20 protein-coding genes are annotated in these 15,926 nt (G+C 34.3%); 8 read left to right on the top strand and 12 right to left on the bottom strand.

Annotated elements, in window-relative coordinates; translation table 11 throughout:
* Positions 1-2 precede the first annotated feature (2 nt).
* The 7 genes from dtd to FC97_RS13520 all read right to left on the bottom strand — a co-directional run bounded on the left by dtd (position 3) and on the right by FC97_RS13520 (position 5,591).
* Positions 3-440 (bottom strand): D-aminoacyl-tRNA deacylase, encoded by a 438-nt coding sequence (dtd, locus tag FC97_RS07415; protein WP_054642128.1) that lies wholly within the window; start codon positions 438-440, stop codon positions 3-5.
* Positions 441-2,672 carry a RelA/SpoT family protein gene (locus FC97_RS07410; RefSeq protein ID WP_056968006.1) on the bottom strand — a complete coding sequence of 744 codons (2,232 nt, stop codon included), beginning with the start codon at positions 2,670-2,672 and terminating at the stop codon, positions 441-443.
* Between the two features lie 183 nt (positions 2,673-2,855).
* A complete protein-coding gene (locus tag FC97_RS07405) occupies positions 2,856-3,197 on the bottom strand; it encodes a hypothetical protein (RefSeq protein ID WP_054642127.1) in 342 nt (113 codons plus the stop codon).
* A gap of 11 nt (positions 3,198-3,208) precedes the next feature.
* Positions 3,209-3,958, bottom strand: a complete 750-nt coding sequence (locus tag FC97_RS07400; protein ID WP_054642126.1) for an RsmE family RNA methyltransferase — start codon at positions 3,956-3,958, stop codon at positions 3,209-3,211.
* On the bottom strand, positions 3,939-4,856 hold the full coding sequence (prmA, locus tag FC97_RS07395) for a 50S ribosomal protein L11 methyltransferase (protein WP_054642125.1): 918 nt from the start codon (positions 4,854-4,856) through the stop codon (positions 3,939-3,941). Before prmA ends, FC97_RS07400 begins: the two co-directional genes overlap by 20 nt.
* 63 nt (positions 4,857-4,919) lie before the next feature.
* Complete coding sequence (locus FC97_RS07390; protein ID WP_054642124.1) at positions 4,920-5,321, bottom strand: hypothetical protein; 402 nt, start codon at positions 5,319-5,321, stop codon at positions 4,920-4,922.
* 99 nt (positions 5,322-5,420) lie between these two features.
* A complete protein-coding gene (locus tag FC97_RS13520) occupies positions 5,421-5,591 on the bottom strand; it encodes a hypothetical protein (protein ID WP_167593942.1) in 171 nt (56 codons plus the stop codon).
* A gap of 156 nt (positions 5,592-5,747) precedes the next feature.
* On the opposite strand from FC97_RS13520, the gene FC97_RS07385 reads away from it, so the two are divergent.
* Positions 5,748-6,254, top strand: coding sequence for an aminoacyl-tRNA deacylase (locus tag FC97_RS07385; protein ID WP_054642123.1), 507 nt, complete (start codon positions 5,748-5,750; stop codon positions 6,252-6,254).
* Positions 6,255-6,303: 49 nt separating this feature from the next.
* Here FC97_RS07385 and FC97_RS13785 read toward each other — a convergent pair whose 3' ends face one another.
* A complete protein-coding gene (locus FC97_RS13785; RefSeq protein ID WP_087721244.1) occupies positions 6,304-6,435 on the bottom strand; it encodes a hypothetical protein in 132 nt (43 codons plus the stop codon).
* A gap of 157 nt (positions 6,436-6,592) precedes the next feature.
* On the opposite strand from FC97_RS13785, the gene FC97_RS07380 reads away from it, so the two are divergent.
* Complete coding sequence (locus tag FC97_RS07380) at positions 6,593-6,772, top strand: hypothetical protein (RefSeq protein ID WP_054642122.1); 180 nt, start codon at positions 6,593-6,595, stop codon at positions 6,770-6,772.
* A gap of 68 nt (positions 6,773-6,840) precedes the next feature.
* On the opposite strand, the gene FC97_RS13385 is transcribed toward FC97_RS07380, so the two are convergent.
* Positions 6,841-7,014, bottom strand: a complete 174-nt coding sequence (locus FC97_RS13385) for a hypothetical protein (protein ID WP_156314057.1) — start codon at positions 7,012-7,014, stop codon at positions 6,841-6,843.
* Positions 7,015-7,113: 99 nt separating this feature from the next.
* Between FC97_RS13385 and FC97_RS07375 the strand changes: the two genes are divergently transcribed.
* The gene (locus FC97_RS07375) at positions 7,114-8,334 is read left to right on the top strand and encodes a M20/M25/M40 family metallo-hydrolase (protein WP_054642121.1); all 1,221 of its coding nucleotides are present in this window, start codon (positions 7,114-7,116) and stop codon (positions 8,332-8,334) included.
* A gap of 194 nt (positions 8,335-8,528) precedes the next feature.
* A complete protein-coding gene (locus FC97_RS07370; RefSeq protein ID WP_200958246.1) occupies positions 8,529-8,831 on the top strand; it encodes an ABC-2 transporter permease in 303 nt (100 codons plus the stop codon).
* An 84-nt stretch (positions 8,832-8,915) separates the two neighbouring features.
* Here the strand turns inward: FC97_RS07370 and FC97_RS07365 are convergent, their stop codons facing one another.
* Both FC97_RS07365 and FC97_RS07360 read right to left on the bottom strand, forming a co-directional pair.
* Positions 8,916-9,485 carry an LOG family protein gene (locus FC97_RS07365; protein WP_056968003.1) on the bottom strand — a complete coding sequence of 190 codons (570 nt, stop codon included), beginning with the start codon at positions 9,483-9,485 and terminating at the stop codon, positions 8,916-8,918.
* Positions 9,486-9,567: 82 nt separating this feature from the next.
* Entirely contained in the window at positions 9,568-10,083 is a 516-nt protein-coding gene (locus FC97_RS07360; RefSeq protein WP_054643732.1) for a MarR family winged helix-turn-helix transcriptional regulator, read from the bottom strand.
* A 148-nt stretch (positions 10,084-10,231) separates the two neighbouring features.
* On the opposite strand from FC97_RS07360, the gene FC97_RS07355 reads away from it, so the two are divergent.
* Together FC97_RS07355 and FC97_RS07350 are read left to right on the top strand one after the other, a co-directional pair.
* Entirely contained in the window at positions 10,232-11,167 is a 936-nt protein-coding gene (locus tag FC97_RS07355) for an ATP-binding cassette domain-containing protein (protein ID WP_054643731.1), read from the top strand.
* A gap of 17 nt (positions 11,168-11,184) precedes the next feature.
* Positions 11,185-11,961, top strand: coding sequence for an ABC transporter permease (locus FC97_RS07350; RefSeq protein WP_054643730.1), 777 nt, complete (start codon positions 11,185-11,187; stop codon positions 11,959-11,961).
* 66 nt (positions 11,962-12,027) lie between these two features.
* Here the strand turns inward: FC97_RS07350 and FC97_RS07345 are convergent, their stop codons facing one another.
* Positions 12,028-14,226 carry a Tex family protein gene (locus tag FC97_RS07345; RefSeq protein WP_054643729.1) on the bottom strand — a complete coding sequence of 733 codons (2,199 nt, stop codon included), beginning with the start codon at positions 14,224-14,226 and terminating at the stop codon, positions 12,028-12,030.
* A gap of 164 nt (positions 14,227-14,390) precedes the next feature.
* On the opposite strand from FC97_RS07345, the gene FC97_RS07340 reads away from it, so the two are divergent.
* Together FC97_RS07340 and FC97_RS07335 are read left to right on the top strand one after the other, a co-directional pair.
* Entirely contained in the window at positions 14,391-14,924 is a 534-nt protein-coding gene (locus FC97_RS07340; RefSeq protein ID WP_054643728.1) for a GNAT family N-acetyltransferase, read from the top strand.
* A 188-nt stretch (positions 14,925-15,112) separates the two neighbouring features.
* A complete protein-coding gene (locus FC97_RS07335; protein WP_054643727.1) occupies positions 15,113-15,883 on the top strand; it encodes a hypothetical protein in 771 nt (256 codons plus the stop codon).
* Positions 15,884-15,926 lie beyond the last annotated feature (43 nt).

The following is a 15,926-nucleotide window of genomic DNA, read 5'->3' as shown; positions in this document are numbered from 1 at the left end:
CTTTATCGCTCCATTAAAATAGTTACTGGTCCATCATTTGTGAGTGATACTTGCATATCAGCTCCAAACTCACCAGTTTCAACTTTTAGATCATAATCTCTCAAAGCTTGATTGAATTGATCGTACTTTTTGCTAGAAGTTTCAAAATTACCAGCTCCCGTAAAACTTGGTCGATTACCATGTTTGGTATCAGCGTACAAAGTAAATTGTGAGATCGATAAGATTGATCCTTGAACATCTTTTATCGACAAATTCATTTTATCATCTGTATCTGAAAAAATCCTCATATTGGCAATCTTACGTGCCACATACTCGATTGTTTCATCATTATCTTCATCAGCAAAAGCCACTAACAAACAAAATCCCTGATCAATTTGACCAAGGATTTTTTGATCTACAGTAACTTTAGCTTCAGAAACCCGTTGTATTACAACTTTCATCTAAGCTACCGTCCTCTTTATCTCATAAACATTTTGAATATTCTTTAATTTAGAAATGATATTATCCAAATGCTCTTTATTATTAACACCAATACTTACGTGAACAATCGCCATCTTCTCTTTATCTAAACGGCCAATAACATTATTCAACGTGTTTGTATTTGAATTGATAACTTGCAAGACTTCATTGATCAATCCATTACGATTAAAGGCATAAATATCCAATTCAGCCGTATAACGTTTTTCCTTAGTAACATTATCCCAACTAACATCAATGAAACGACTCTTAGCCTCTTCACTCTGAACGTTTGGACAATCAGCACGATGAATCGTCAAGCCACGCCCTTTAGTAATGTAACCGACAATATCGTCTCCAGGAATAGGACTGCAACATTTTGCTAAACGAATCAATAAATTATCAATTCCTTGAACAGAGATACTGTTATTGGCATTATTACGTTCTTTTTGAAGCTTGGGACTCTCAGTTTGTGGTTGTTTAGGTTTCTCATCAGTTTCAGTGATGACTTGATCTTCAAGTTCCTTCTTTTCAGCTTCACGTTTTTTCTCAGGATCTTCACTCAAAAGCTTGTGTACCACGTTAATTGGTGAAAGTTCACCATAACCAACTGCATTAAACAATTCGTCAGGTTCAGTATAGTTGAAAATCTTCATAGCAATTTCTAGATGCTTCTTATCAAGATACTTTTTACCAGATAAGGATCGATTCTTCAATTCTTCTTCAATTTGTTCGCGGCCTAGGACAATATTTTCTTCACGATCTTTGGTTCTAAAGTAACGTTTGATCTTATTTCTAGCACGAGAAGTGAAGACAACATTCACCCAATCACGACTTGGAGAAGAACTGGAATTAGTAAGCATTTCAACTATATCGCCATTCTTCAATTGATAATTTAAAGGCACCATTCTGCCATTGATTTTAGCACCAATTGAATGATTTCCGACTTCAGTGTGAACTTGATAGGCAAAATCCAAAGTAACCGCACCCTTTGGTAATTCAATAACTTCACCTTCCGGTGTGAACACATAAACGCGATCATTGAAAATTTCACCTTTAACCGACTTCATAAAGTCAGAAGCATTGTCGGAATTCTCCTGTAATTCAAGTATTTCACGGAAGACATCGATTTTTTGCTCATCGTCATCTAAGTGAACTCCTTCAAAATTACCTTCCTTATAAGCCCAGTGAGCCGCAACACCATATTCAGCAACTTGATGCATGGCAAAGGTTCTAATCTGAACTTCTAGTGGCTGTCCACCAGGTCCAATAATTGTGGTATGCAATGATTGATAACCATTAGCCTTAGGTACGGCAATATAGTCCTTAAAACGACCGGGAATTGGTTTCCACTTAGAATGAATTGAACCCAAAACGGCATAACAGTCTTTCACTGACTCGACTACGATTCGAATAGCTAACAAATCATATAATTCGGAAAATTGCTTATGCTTGTCACGCATCTTCTTATAAATAGAATAAATGTGCTTAGGACGACCATAAATATCATATTTAATATTCAGAGCGTCAACATTCTTCTTAATATAATCAATAGCCTCAGCGATATAAGCTTCACGTTGATCACGTTTACTATTCATCAAATGTACAATCCGGTAATATTGTTGCGGATTGATATAGTGAAGTGAAAGATCTTCTAATTCCCATTTGATCTTACTAATACCTAAACGATCAGCCAATGGAGCATAAATCTCCAAAGTTTCATTAGCAATGCGCCGTTGTTTATCGGGACGTAAAGCCTTAAGGGTTCTCATATTATGTAAGCGATCAGCCAATTTAACCATAATGACACGTAAGTCTTTGGCTGTTGCCAATAGCATCTTACGGTGATTTTCAGCTAAAAGTTCCTGATGTGAATGATATTTATATTTACTGATTTTAGTCACGCCATCAACAATAGTGGCTACTTGATCTCCAAATAACTCACGAACATCCCCCAAAGTGATATTCGTATCTTCAACAACATCATGCAGATATCCCGCAGCAACTGTATAAGGGTCCATTTTTAAAGAAGCCAAAATTTGAGCGACTTGTGTTGGGTGAATAATATATGGCTCACCAGTAGCACGTTTTTGTTCCTTATGAACATAGGCCGCAAAATTATAAGCCTTGTTAACAAACTCAACATGGTCATCATTCATATAACCACGACAAATATCTAAAACTTCTTCTGGCGTATAATCCTTAATTTTTTTCATTGAATTCACCCCGCTACAATAAAAAGCACTCAATGAGTGCTTTTTTAATTTATATATTATTATGAGTATTTTATAGTCAAATTACAAATCGTTTTACCGAAATATTGAAAATTACTATGAGTCCATTATATAACAATAGTCCACAATCATAAATTGTATGACTGTGGACTATTTAACTTGGAACTATTTTCGTTCATCTTCGAATAAGAAATATATCAAAATGCTTAATACTAAATATATTCCAGCTAAGAAATAGCCATATCTTCCATATTTTACAAAAACACTAATAACAAAAATCACTGGAAAGATGACTAAATTATAGAAAGATAATCCATATTTTCTTGAGAACCAACCAATAAAGCCAGCAAACAAAATATTAATGATAAAGAATAGCCAAATAATACGATTCGTTCTGCCTAAATGAAACAGATTAAATAAAATTGGCATAATAAAAACCAAAACAATAGAGATTAAAGTGATATAAGTCGTTTTCGACTTTTCAACCATTTTCCAAATATTTTTCACGTTCTATTTCCTCATTTTACTGTTAGTTCGTACTTATATGATAGCACTGATAGAAAGTACATGGGTGCTGTTTCCGCTCGCATAATTCTTGGTCCTAATCCTACTGACAAGAATCCTTGTTGATTCAAGAAATCAACTTCATCGGAAGCAAAACCACCTTCAGGACCAAAAGTACACATAATTGATTTTGGTTCTTTTTGTAAGGTTTGCGCTAAAAGACTGATTTCTCCTTGTTTAGCCGATTCTTCATAGGCAATTAAGTTGGTATCTTCTTTCATATCAACCAATTTATCTAACTTATCAAGATAAACTACTTCCGGAATAACCCTTCTTTTAGACTGTTGAGCAGCATTTTTAGCAATTTCTTGTAAGCGAACTAACTTCTTCTCAACCACATTACTCTTCCAATGCATAATCGAATACTTAGAATTGAAAAAGATAATTTTCTTAGAACCTAATTCAGTTGCTTTCTGAGTAATCCATTCAACCTTATCTTTTTTTGATAATGAACAAGCAATTGTTACTCCAATTGGTAATTCAGTAGTAGGGCGATCATCTTTTTTAACCTTTACCGTCAAATTAGAATTATCATTATCAACCGCCACAATAGTCGCTGCGAAGAGACTTTCAGTGTTATCTACTAAGTAGACTACATCACCGACTTTATGACGTAAAACTTTCACAATATGCTTATAACTTTCTATATCATCAATGACAAATTTATCTTGTCCAATTGTTTCTTTAACGAAGTATTGCTCCATCTTCTGCCTCGAATTCCTCTTTTCTTCTACAAATTAGAGTTGACCAACCTTTGAGATGGAAAACTTCTAATACGACAAATCCACGTTCTTCCATCTTTTCAGTAATTAACGCTTCTTTTTCATTAATAATACCAGATAAAACGACAAATCCGTTATCGTTTAAATGAGAATCAATTTGAGGAATAAATTGCAAGATGACATCGGCCAACATATTAGCGACAATCACATCAACTTTTCCATCAACACCATCCAACAATGAATTCTCAAAAACTTCGATATCTTCACATCCAGGATTCAACTGAATGTTTTCCTTTGCTGCCTTGACAGCAACTGGATCAAGATCGAACGCCTGAATATCTTTTACACCTAATTGACGAGCTTGGATTGATAAAATACCTGAACCGGTTCCGACATCATAAAGTGACTCGGCATCACCTAGAATCAATTCTAGAGCTTGCATACAAGAATACGTAGTTGGATGAGTTCCAGTTCCGAAGGATTTACCTGGATCCATAACAATAATATGTTCATCCGCATGTTTGGGTTGGTAATCAACCCAATTAGGAACGACCGTCAAATAACGACTGATCTTAACTGGATGATAATACTTTTCCCACTCATTTTGCCAACTACTGTCATCTAATTCACTGACAGAGACTTCAACACCATTGATATTAAAACCAAATTGCGTCAATTTATTAATTTGCTGTTGTAATTCATTAACAATTTTTTCATCATAACTATCTTTATCAAAATAAGAATTGATTTTTGTTTTTACATCTTTATTTTCATCATCAACCATTTCTGTTCCATTAGCGCCAACACGCATGAAAATTTCAGAAATAATTTCAGGATCGAAATCATTTGGTATTGCAACTGTTACTTTTTTCCAAATCATAATCTTCCTCCATTAGTAATAAGATTACTAAAATTTGCCCATAAAAAAAAGACGTTTAGCAGCTTAATTTGCTAAAAGTCCAATTGCATTCATAAATTCTATTTCTTTTTGATGAATTCTTTGTCTAGCCTGCTCTAATTTAACGTGATCAATTAAATTATGTTCTGTATCCAAACAATTTATAGCATCAATCACTTCTACCAAATAATCATTAAGTTTTTCAGTTAATTGACTATTTTCCAAGTTATATTTCGTAATATAGTCTTCACATAATTTAATAAAGCGATGAACATTTGAAATATAATTATCGGCCAAGCGAGAATACGTTTCGTAACGTAAAGCTTCCCCTCTTTCAATCACTTTCATTGTTTTGAAATGTTCTGTAAACACTTCTCGATACGTTAGAAAACGATCCAACAAAACATTTGTTTCTAATAAACGATTATTATTATTGATTACTCCCATAATTACACCTCACTTCGTTTTCAATATAATATCATATGTTTTTGTTTATGAAAAGCATTAGTTTTAATTAATAATAGTTTTTATAAAAAAAGAACAATCCTATTCCTGGGATTGTTCCTTTTTATCAACGACCTTCTTACGTAAGGATTCATTGTTTTTAAATAATTTTTGAGCCTCAGATAATTTTTTAGGACTATTCTTAATTTCTTGTGAAATTTTACTAAAATCATTTTCGGCAGGATCTTCTTGATGTTTTTTAAACAAACCCATTCTAATCGCTCCTTATCCTGTTGCTTAATTATATAACAATAGCTTTAAAATAAAACAATATTTTTATGCCAACCATTCTTGATTACTTTCAAAAAATGATAGCTTTGTTATTATATACTAAGTAAGAGTTAAGTTTTAGGGATTGGTGACGAAAAAATGAGTAAAAAGAAGAAAATACAAAAAACATTAGTAGAAAAGATTTTAGACAAGAAAAAGGTTGTTTATGAACCCATGACTTTTGAAACTGAAACTGACGGTGACACTCAGGAGTTAGTTACTGATAAAAGCAGTCGTGACGGTTATAAAATTTACAAAACCCTTGTTTTAACGGGAAATAAAACCGGTCCATTGGTTGGCATGTTACCATTAGATAAACATTTAAGTTATAAGAAGTTAGCTAAAATTTCCGGTAACAAAAAAGTTGGTATGGTTCCTCTTAAAGACTTGATTAAAACTAGTGGTTTTGAACATGGTGCTAACAGTCCTGTCGGTATCCGTTCACTCCACAATTACCCTATCTACTTCTCTAAAGAAGCTGACGAGGCTGAAAAGATCATCGTATCTGCGGGAAAAGTCGGTCAATCTTTACTAGTTGAACCTCACGATTTGGCTAAAGCTGTTGACGCTGAATTTGGTGACTTTGCAGTTGATAATCCGGAATAACAAAAAAGCCGAGATGAATATCATCTCGACTAGATAATTTATAAAATTATTATGCAGCTTTTTGTTTTAAATTAGCAATTGCTTTTTGAATGGTTGTACCGTTACCATAACGATTGCTATCATTAATATCAACTGCTGTGAATAATTGATCGTTTAGATCTAATAGAATTCTGTATTTCATAATTATTCACGCCTCCTTTATGTTCCGTGTTTCCTATAGAGGGTAGCGACTGTGGATTATAATACATGCTACAGAATTTAAAGTCAACCAAAGTGTCTCACTTGACTTTAAATCAATTATGAATAAGAATTGTCTTACAATAAAAAAGGAGAATTCAATGAACAATATTTGGAAGTATGTTTTAGGTTTCTTTATAGCCTTGCTACTATTTTCGTTTTTCATTCATATAATTTTGCCATTAGTCGTTATCCTGGCTATTGTTGGTGGAATTTACTATCTATACAAGAAACACCAAAGGGATAAATATACCCCTGAGGGACGTAAAAAAGTTAATTAAAAATACAATTTAAAAACGAACAAATCCCACTACAGTAGTCATGCAAAAGCTACTGTAGTGGGATCTTTTTATTTCTGCACTTTGTCGACATCCGATGTAGCCGCAATCAAAAGTAATACTGCACCTGCTACCGCCGCTGAGATCAAATTAGAATTGCTAAACCATTTAAAAATAAAGCCTAATACTGCAATAACTAATAGTAAAATTCCCAACCAAAGGTCTAATTTCATTAATAATTTCATTTAATACATCCCTTTTATTATTATTTTCAAATAAAGAATACTAAAATAGTAAGTGAAACATTTATTAAGAACATTATACATTATCTTGGAGGATTAAAAATGGACAAAGCACAAAGACTCAGTGTTCTAGATGACTTAATCAAATTAGAGACAGTCAATGACCGTGAGGAAATCGTTGCCAACTATCTCAAAGATTTATTCGAAAAACATGGTATCAAAGTTGAATTAAATAAATACGCTGATAATCGTTATAACTTAATTGCAACCATCAAAAATAATGACGGCCCTATCCTCGGCTTTACTGGTCATGAAGATGTTGTCGCAACAGTTGACGATAGCAAATGGAATTACGGACCTTTCAATCCAAAACATATTGATGGTAAAATTTTTGGCCGTGGTTCTTCTGATATGAAGAGTGGTTTAGCCGGTCTTGCCATCGCTTTGATTGAACTAAATGATGACCCTAATTTTAACGGAAATATCAAGTTCATTGCAACTGTTGGTGAAGAAGTTGGAGAAATTGGTTCCGAAAAACTTGCTAAGGAAGGCTATGCTGATGACTTAAGTGCACTTGTCGTTGGTGAACCAAGTAACTCTTCTTCTCGTCTCGTTATGGAACAATTAATTGACAACGGATTAGTTGAAACTAATGGTGCCAAACCCGAAACTAGAATTGCAGCCTTTTGTGCTCATAAAGGATCAGTTACATATAAAGTTGTTTCACATGGTAAAGCTGCTCACAGTTCAATGCCTGAAGTAGGAATCAATGCCTTAGATAATTTAATTACCTACTATAATAAACAAGCCGAATACTTCAAGAATCTAGTAGTTACTGAAGATGACGTGCTTGGTACAACTAAACCATCAGTAACTGTTATGAATGCCGGTAAACAAGAAAATACCATTCCTGATTATGCCGAAATGACAGTTAAAATCAGAACTATTCCTGAATACGGTAATGACAAGATCATTGCTGAATTAAAAGATATGATCGACAAAATGAACCAAGAAAATCCACGTATGAACCTCGAATTCCAATTGAAGAGTAGCAACTGGCCCGTTAAGACTGATATCAATTCAGACTTCATTCAATTAGTGCGTGATAGCTATAAAGATGTGCTCGGTGTCAACATTTTGACCGTAGGTGCACCTGGTGGCACTGATGCTTCTAAGTTTGTTCAAGCTAACCACGATTTGGATGTTGTTGTTGCCGGACCTGGTAATGAAAGTGCTCATCAAATTAATGAATTTGTCTTTGAAGACGACTATTTGCAATATATTGATATCTACAAGACTCTTACAAAAAAATATTTTGCTTAATACATTTAAGTGAAACAAATAATTAAAAGAATTGAAATTTTTTAGTGAAAGTGTACTTTATATTACAAAAACTACTAACCTATAAACTTTTGAAGGCTAGTAGTTTTTTTATCTAAATATTGAATAATTTACGAGTTAATTTCCAATTTAACTTATTTAGTGAGTTGATTCTTGGTTCATTATTATTTTAATCATTGATTTTTTGTTTAAGTACACTTCTAGGAGGTGTTGGTACTTGGTTGGTATCAATTATCTTAGTCACTCAAGTAGTTTCATCTGGAGGATTATATTCTGTGCAATTGGTTGGACATTTTGCTCAAATCATGAATCAATGGTTACCAATGACCTATCTCATCAATTCATTACGCTCAACCATTTCTACTAATTTAAATATTCAATTCGATATCCTAATAATGATAGCCATGATCATTGGATTTAACGCCCTATCAATTACCAAATTCCGATTTATAACGATTCATGAACCACTTGAAATTTAATGAACTCTAAAATAATAGGTCGCAAACTTAAAATTTTAAGTTTGCGACCTATTATCATTTTATCAATAAAGTTTCCTTCAAAGTTTATTTAGAATATTGACGAATTTTAGGTGGAATATAATTTTCCATAAACTCAAATATCTCTGTTAATGAATCTGAAAATAAGAGTTTACTACGATCACTCCGTGTTAAGTATCCATTTTGAACCATATTATCAAACATATCTCTCAGAGAATCATAGTATCCGGCTACATTATAAAATACACATGGATTATCGTTATCTCCTAACCTTGCCCAAGAAAATGCCTCTATAATTTCTTCTAGGGTTCCGGGACCTCCGGGTAATGCAATACACCCATCTGAATCGCTGAGCATAGTTTTCTTTCTAATACTCATATTATCAACCACTTTTAAATCAGTTAATCTATCTAATGAAGCACCACGATCAACAAGTTCTTGTGGCATTACACCATGAACCTTGCCACCGTTATCTAAAACTGTATTGGCTAAAAGTCCCATTAAACCAACACCGCCTCCACCGTAAACTAATTCTAAATTATGCTCTGCTAGATAAGTACCCAAACGAACTGTTGCATCCGTGTGGAGTGATTCATTTCCCTTTGATGCTCCACAATAAACAGCTATTCTTTTCATAAACTATTCTTCTCCCTTAGATTATGTTAATTAAGTGTTCCGTAATGTATTATTACCAATTTTGAATTAACGCTTTAAATCTTCAGTCATTTGTATGGATTTTAGTTAATACGTGATTCAACATAAGTTGATGATATTTGTTGTGCAAAGTTGAATCAGCATTTTTTATATCAAGATACATTTGTTCATTTATCTTGTCCAAAATATTATTTAACTGTGATAATTCTTCATCATTCAAGACTCTCAAATATTTTGGAATTACTTGCATTCTTTTCTCAATTTCTAATCGACCATTATCAGTCAAACTAACAATAGTTACGCGTTTATCGTCCACTGATTTCTTACGTGAAACCAAATCTCTCTTTTCAAGCTTTCGAACAAATTCAGCCATCGATTGTGGCGTCATATTAAGCCTATCCGCTAAAACCTTTTGTGGCAAATTATCGTCGTCTGACAATGCCAATAATATTTTCCCTTGACCTTGAAATAACATTTTATAATCATTTTTATGCTGCGCATCATCTTCAGCAATATTTTGTAACATACTGAATTCAACTAATTTGCCTGCTGTTTTTCCCTGATTAATTAAATTTGTCATCGTTATATATCCTCCACAGTCTTATTATACGTGAATAGTCATTTTAATTCAGGTCCTCCTGATTAAATCTCTTGATTTTTAGTCAGGTAGACCTTATAATCTGTTTTTGTTAGGTATACCTGATTATTATTCAAAAGAGGTCATCAAAATGCAAAATAATATTGCTATTAACGTAGAACACTTATCTAAAACGTTCAACAATCAAAAAGTAGTCGATGATGTTTCATTCACCGTTAAAAAGGGAGAAGTTTTTGGACTATTGGGTCCTAATGGAGCTGGTAAAACCACTATTCTCCGTATGATAACTACTTTATTAAAACCAACTACTGGTAATATAACTATTTTTGATCACGATATCAAAAAAGACAGTAAACTAGCACGGTCAACCTTTGGCGTAACAGGACAATATGCTGCTGTTGATGAAGATATTACTGCTAAAGAAAATTTACTAATCTTTTCTAGATTGAACGGATTGTCAAAAAAAGAAGCTCAAATACGGACAAAAGAATTGCTGAAAGAATTCTCACTTGAAAAAAGTGCTGACAAATCAATTAAAGAATTTTCTGGCGGTATGCGTCGCAGACTAGATTTAGCTATTAGTTTGATTACAAGGCCAGAAATAATTTTTCTAGATGAACCGACAACCGGGTTGGACCCACGGACTCGCACACAAATGTGGGACACAATTCGAAATTTAGTTAAACATGGATCGACAGTTTTTCTAACAACACAATATCTTGAAGAGGCAGATACTCTCGCTGATCGCATTGCAGTAATTGATCATGGTAAATTAATTCGAATTGGTACACCCGATAAATTGAAACACGAAATTGGCGAATCAAAAATGTCTTTAAAAATCATAAAAAATATTGATATCCTCCCTGCCGCCAAAATTCTTCAGAATGCATTAAATTCAAAACCACAGATAATTAACAATACTATTACTACGAGATTCAAAACTACTGAACAAATAATCGATGGACTTTCACAATTAAGCACCGATAAAATAAATGTTTCAAATTTAACCATTCAAGAACCATCCCTAGATGATGTCTTTATGGCACTAACAATTGGTAAAAATTAAATACGGAGAAAAATATAATGGAAATTAAAAAAAATCGTATTAGCACAATTCAAAATATTAATACTATGGCCTATCGTAATCTTCTAAAAACGCTGCATAATCCAGATCATCTAATGGACGTTCTAATCCAACCAGTTATGTTCATGATATTGTTTGGTTATTTATTCGGTGGAGCTATTGCTGGAGGGGTTCACGCATACTTACCAATAATTGTTCCCGGAATATTAATACAAACTATCCTATCTGCCGCCTCAGGTTCTGGCACACAAATCAAGGAAGACATGGAGACTGGGATTTTTGACCGTTTTAAAACATTACCTATCGCTCACATTGCCCCACTTGCTGGACAATTATTGGCAGATATTTTGCGATTAGTCCTTGCAATCATTGCTTCACTTACAACCGGATATCTCATGGGATGGCGACCAAATGTAGCGTTTGGATGGATTGTTGTCATCATATTAATCACTGTCTTTACTGGTTGGGCTATATCGTGGATCTATGCATTTATAGGGTTGATGGCAAAAAGTGCAACTATGGTAGAAAGCATTTCTTTGATGACAATGCTACTATTATCATTTCTATCAAACGCTTTTATACCAATCAATACTTTGCCTAAATTTTTACGGATAATCGCTAATTTAAATCCGATGACACATGTGATTACCGCTATTCGTCAAATTCTGGCAACAGGAACCTTTTCAAATACCGCATGGATTGTCCTTATATCCGATTTGGCTATTGTACTGATTTTTGCTTCTTTAACAGTTTGGGCATATAACCGACAAAACTAATATCAAATTAATCTAAAAATAAAGGACCAATGTTGGTCGATAAACCAGCATTGATCCTTTATTTTATTATTTTTGGTTTTCTTTACGCATAGTTAATTGAATTCGATTACGATCTTGATCAACGCTAAGAACCCAGACGGTAACAATATCACCAATTGTCACCACGGTACTAGGATCACTGACGAAATGATCAGACAATTGAGAAATATGAACTAGTCCGTCTTGCTTAACACCGATATCAACAAAAGCGCCAAAATCAATTACGTTACGAACGGTACCTTGAAGTTCCATCCCTGGTTTCAAGTCAGCCATGGTCAAAACATCTTGGCGTAACAATGGAGCGGGCATGCTATCACGCAAATCACGTCCCGGTTTACTCAAGCCAGCAATAATATCTGCTAAAGTTGATTCACCGATATCTAGCTTTTTGGCCCACTCTTTTTGATCCAATTTGCTTAACTTCTGTTGTAGCTCCGGTGTTCCAATAGAATCGATTGTTACATTGATACCTGACAACAATTTTCGAGTGGCAGCGTAACTTTCTGGATGAATATCCGTATTATCCAATGGATCACTACCGGCAATGATTCTTAAGAAGCCAACCGATTGTTGATAAGCTTTAGGTCCCAATCGAGGAACAGATTTCAAATCTTGACGTTTGGAAAATGAACCATTCTCATTTCTATAAGTCACAATATTTTTAGCAGTGGTTGCAGTCAATCCAGAAATATGGGTTAACAATTCAGGACTAGCCGTATTTAAGTTAACTCCTACTTGGTTAACGGCTGTTTCAACGACACGATCCAATTGTTCATCCAATTCTTTTTCAGGCACATCGTGTTGATATTGGCCAACACCAATAGCCTTCGGATCGACTTTTATCAATTCGGCCAATGGATCTTGTAAGCGACGTCCAATACTGACAGCCGAACGTTCTTCAACATGTAAATTAGCAAATTCTTTTCGAGCATTAGCACTCGCAGAATAGACTGAGGCTCCTGCTTCGTTAACAATCACATAGTAAACTGGATGATCCAAAGTCTTCAGAATTTCACTGACAAACTCTTCAGATTCACGACTGGCTGTTCCATTACCGATAGCAATCATCTCTACATGATATTTTTCCAATAGTTTTTTGAATTCTGGTCCAGCTTCGGCACGTTGTTTACTACTAGCAGGTTTGTGTGGATAGATAACCTGTTTAGTCAAAAAGCGACCGTTTGCATCCATAATTGCCAATTTACAGCCTGTTCGATAGGCTGGATCAAATCCCATAACTACTTTTCCTTTTAAAGGTGCCTGCATCAAAAGGTGGTACAAGTTGTTACCAAATACTTGAATAGCATGTTTATCAGCCTTATCGGATATTTGGCGACGGAGTTCGCGTTCAATCGATGGACCAATGAAACGCTTATAAGCATCAGCAAAGGCTACTTCAACTTTTTCTACTGCTGGTCCTTTATGACGTCTGACTAAATGTGAATCTCCATAATGCAAGATTGAAGTATCATCAACTGTTATTCCTACTGTTAAAATCTTCTCACGTTCACCACGATTTATTGCTAAAACACGATACGGTGGAACATGTTTCAAAGCTTGCGTGAATTCATAATAAGTTTCATAAACCTGTTGTTCATCTTTATCCTTAGCACCTCGTTTGAGTTTACTAGTTAGTTCTCCGTGAGCCCATGTATAACCACGAATCCATTCACGGAAGTCAGCTCGTTCACTGAAATCTTCGGCCAAGATCTCGTTAACTCCATCCCAAACTGATGTCAGATCGGGTAAATCTTTATCTGTAGAAATAAAAGTTTTTGCTTTGGCATCAAGGCCCCGTTCAGGAAAAGTCATTAACCACTTAGCCAATGGTTCCAATCCTGCCTCACGAGCTATAGTAGCCTTAGTACGGCGCTTCTGTTTATATGGAAGATACAAATCTTCGACTTGTTGTAAAACCGTAGCTTGTTCTAATTGCTGTTTCAAACTAGGTGTTAACTTACCTTGCTCTTGAATCAATTTCAAAACATCATCACGACGTTGATTTAACTTCATTAATCGATGAGCTTCATCTTCAATATTACGGATAGCGACTTCATCCAAAGTCCCTGTTCGTTCCTTACGATAACGAGCAATAAAAGGTACTGTATTACCCTCATCCAAAAGTGTTAGAACTGCTTGAATTTGTTGCACACGATACTGATTTAGTTGTTGGTGAACTGGTTTGGCCAGATCAACCATATTATTTTCTTCTTGTTTTGTTGCCATGTGATCCTCCATTGTTGTAACTACTTGGATTAAACGCGTCTTCAATTATACCATGGTCAATTCAAAATCCAGTTGCTTACCTACACCTAAAATTTCATCGAAATATCGTCAAGAAAAATTAAAGTGATAAAATTAAATTATCTTATTTATACGGAGGGCCAAAAATGAGCTCAATTTATATCAAACGTGCACAAATTACAGATTTAAACGAAATAATGAATATTATTAGTCAAGCTCAAGTAATGTTAAAAGCAGATGGCAGTCCTCAATGGCAAAGTGGTTATCCTGATACCACCACTTTAAAAAATGACATTATGGCTCAACAATGTTGGGTCTTAATGGTTGATAACAAAATTGCTGGTACAGCAACCTTAATTGTTGCTGATGATCCTAACTACCGTGAAATTACTGATGGTCAATGGGAAAACAATACTGACCCTTACGCAACTATTCATCGTATCGCTATCAGTAGTGATTTTGTTGGTCAACACTTAGGTAAAATTTTTATTTCTAATCTTATCAGTCAATCTTATCAAAATGGCATTCATAACTTTAGAATCGATACTCACAAATTAAACAAGAGAATGCAACACTTGGCTACTAGTACCGGTTACGTTCATCGTGGAAAAATTTATGTTAGTGAACCCGCTGCTAATCATGAGGACAATGCTCGCTTGGCTTTTGAATTGAATCTATAAATTTGTATAAAAATAGGATGTAAATTTGAACTTAATCAAACTTACATCCTATTTGTTTTGTATTGTTTTCAAAGTCCAATACAAATATCTTTATATATAACCTAACGAATAAAAATTTTTACCTTTTTTTGTTGCTAGAGGTTTTTACCTAAGTAATACTTTAAATATTATTACTTAAGGAGAAATACATGAAAAAATCTTTGCTACTAATTATGCTTCTAGCAATCATCTTTCCACTTAGTGCTTGCTCAAGTAAAAGAACCAAAGTATCAGAACCACAAAAGTTATCTGAAAGCCAACAGATAGCGGTCAATTCAAAGAAATGGGATCAGCAAACTAAGGACCTAGCCGTAGTTCATAATTCACAATATTCTGACGACTACGCCGGTAGTGTTCATTCAGTCGCCGACTTTAAGAAAGTTAATTCAGAAACTTGGGTTATCAAGGCAAAGGTACTCAATTTAGGCAAAGTTATTAATAAAAAACACTCTGCTTCAGAATTACCACCAGTTTTTACACGTGGTGAAGTCAAAGTAGATCAAGTGATCGGTGGTAGTAACAAGCTGAACAAAAAAATAATCAATCTTGTCTTCTGGGGTGGTATAACTTCTAAAGATAATAGTTTTTCATTTACAGACAAGGGAATTAAGAAATTCGATCATCCCGTATTAGTACAGGACGATAACGCCCCCTTACCTAAAATTGGTTCCGAAATTATTCTTGCCATTCAAAGTGTTGATTGGCCATACTATTCTAGCTATGAACATTTGGATGAAAATAGTTTTAAAGAAGACACCACTTTCCAACCGGTCATGACTAACATTCATTTCTGGGTCAAAGAACCTGGTGCTAAAGAATTTGTTTTGAATAATTCTTTGATTAAGAATAAACAAGATGCATCCCCAATCATCATTGAAAAAAGTATGACTGATGAAATAAATCAAGAATATAATAATTAATATCTATAACAAAACTTCCGGGCCAGTATACTCGGAAGTTTTT

Origin of the sequence: Companilactobacillus kimchii DSM 13961 = JCM 10707 (genome assembly GCF_001435445.1) — a bacterium.
Taxonomy (GTDB): domain Bacteria; phylum Bacillota; class Bacilli; order Lactobacillales; family Lactobacillaceae; genus Companilactobacillus; species Companilactobacillus kimchii.
The sequence above is the reverse complement of the archived record's forward strand: the minus strand, read 5'-3'. Positions and strand labels throughout refer to the sequence as shown.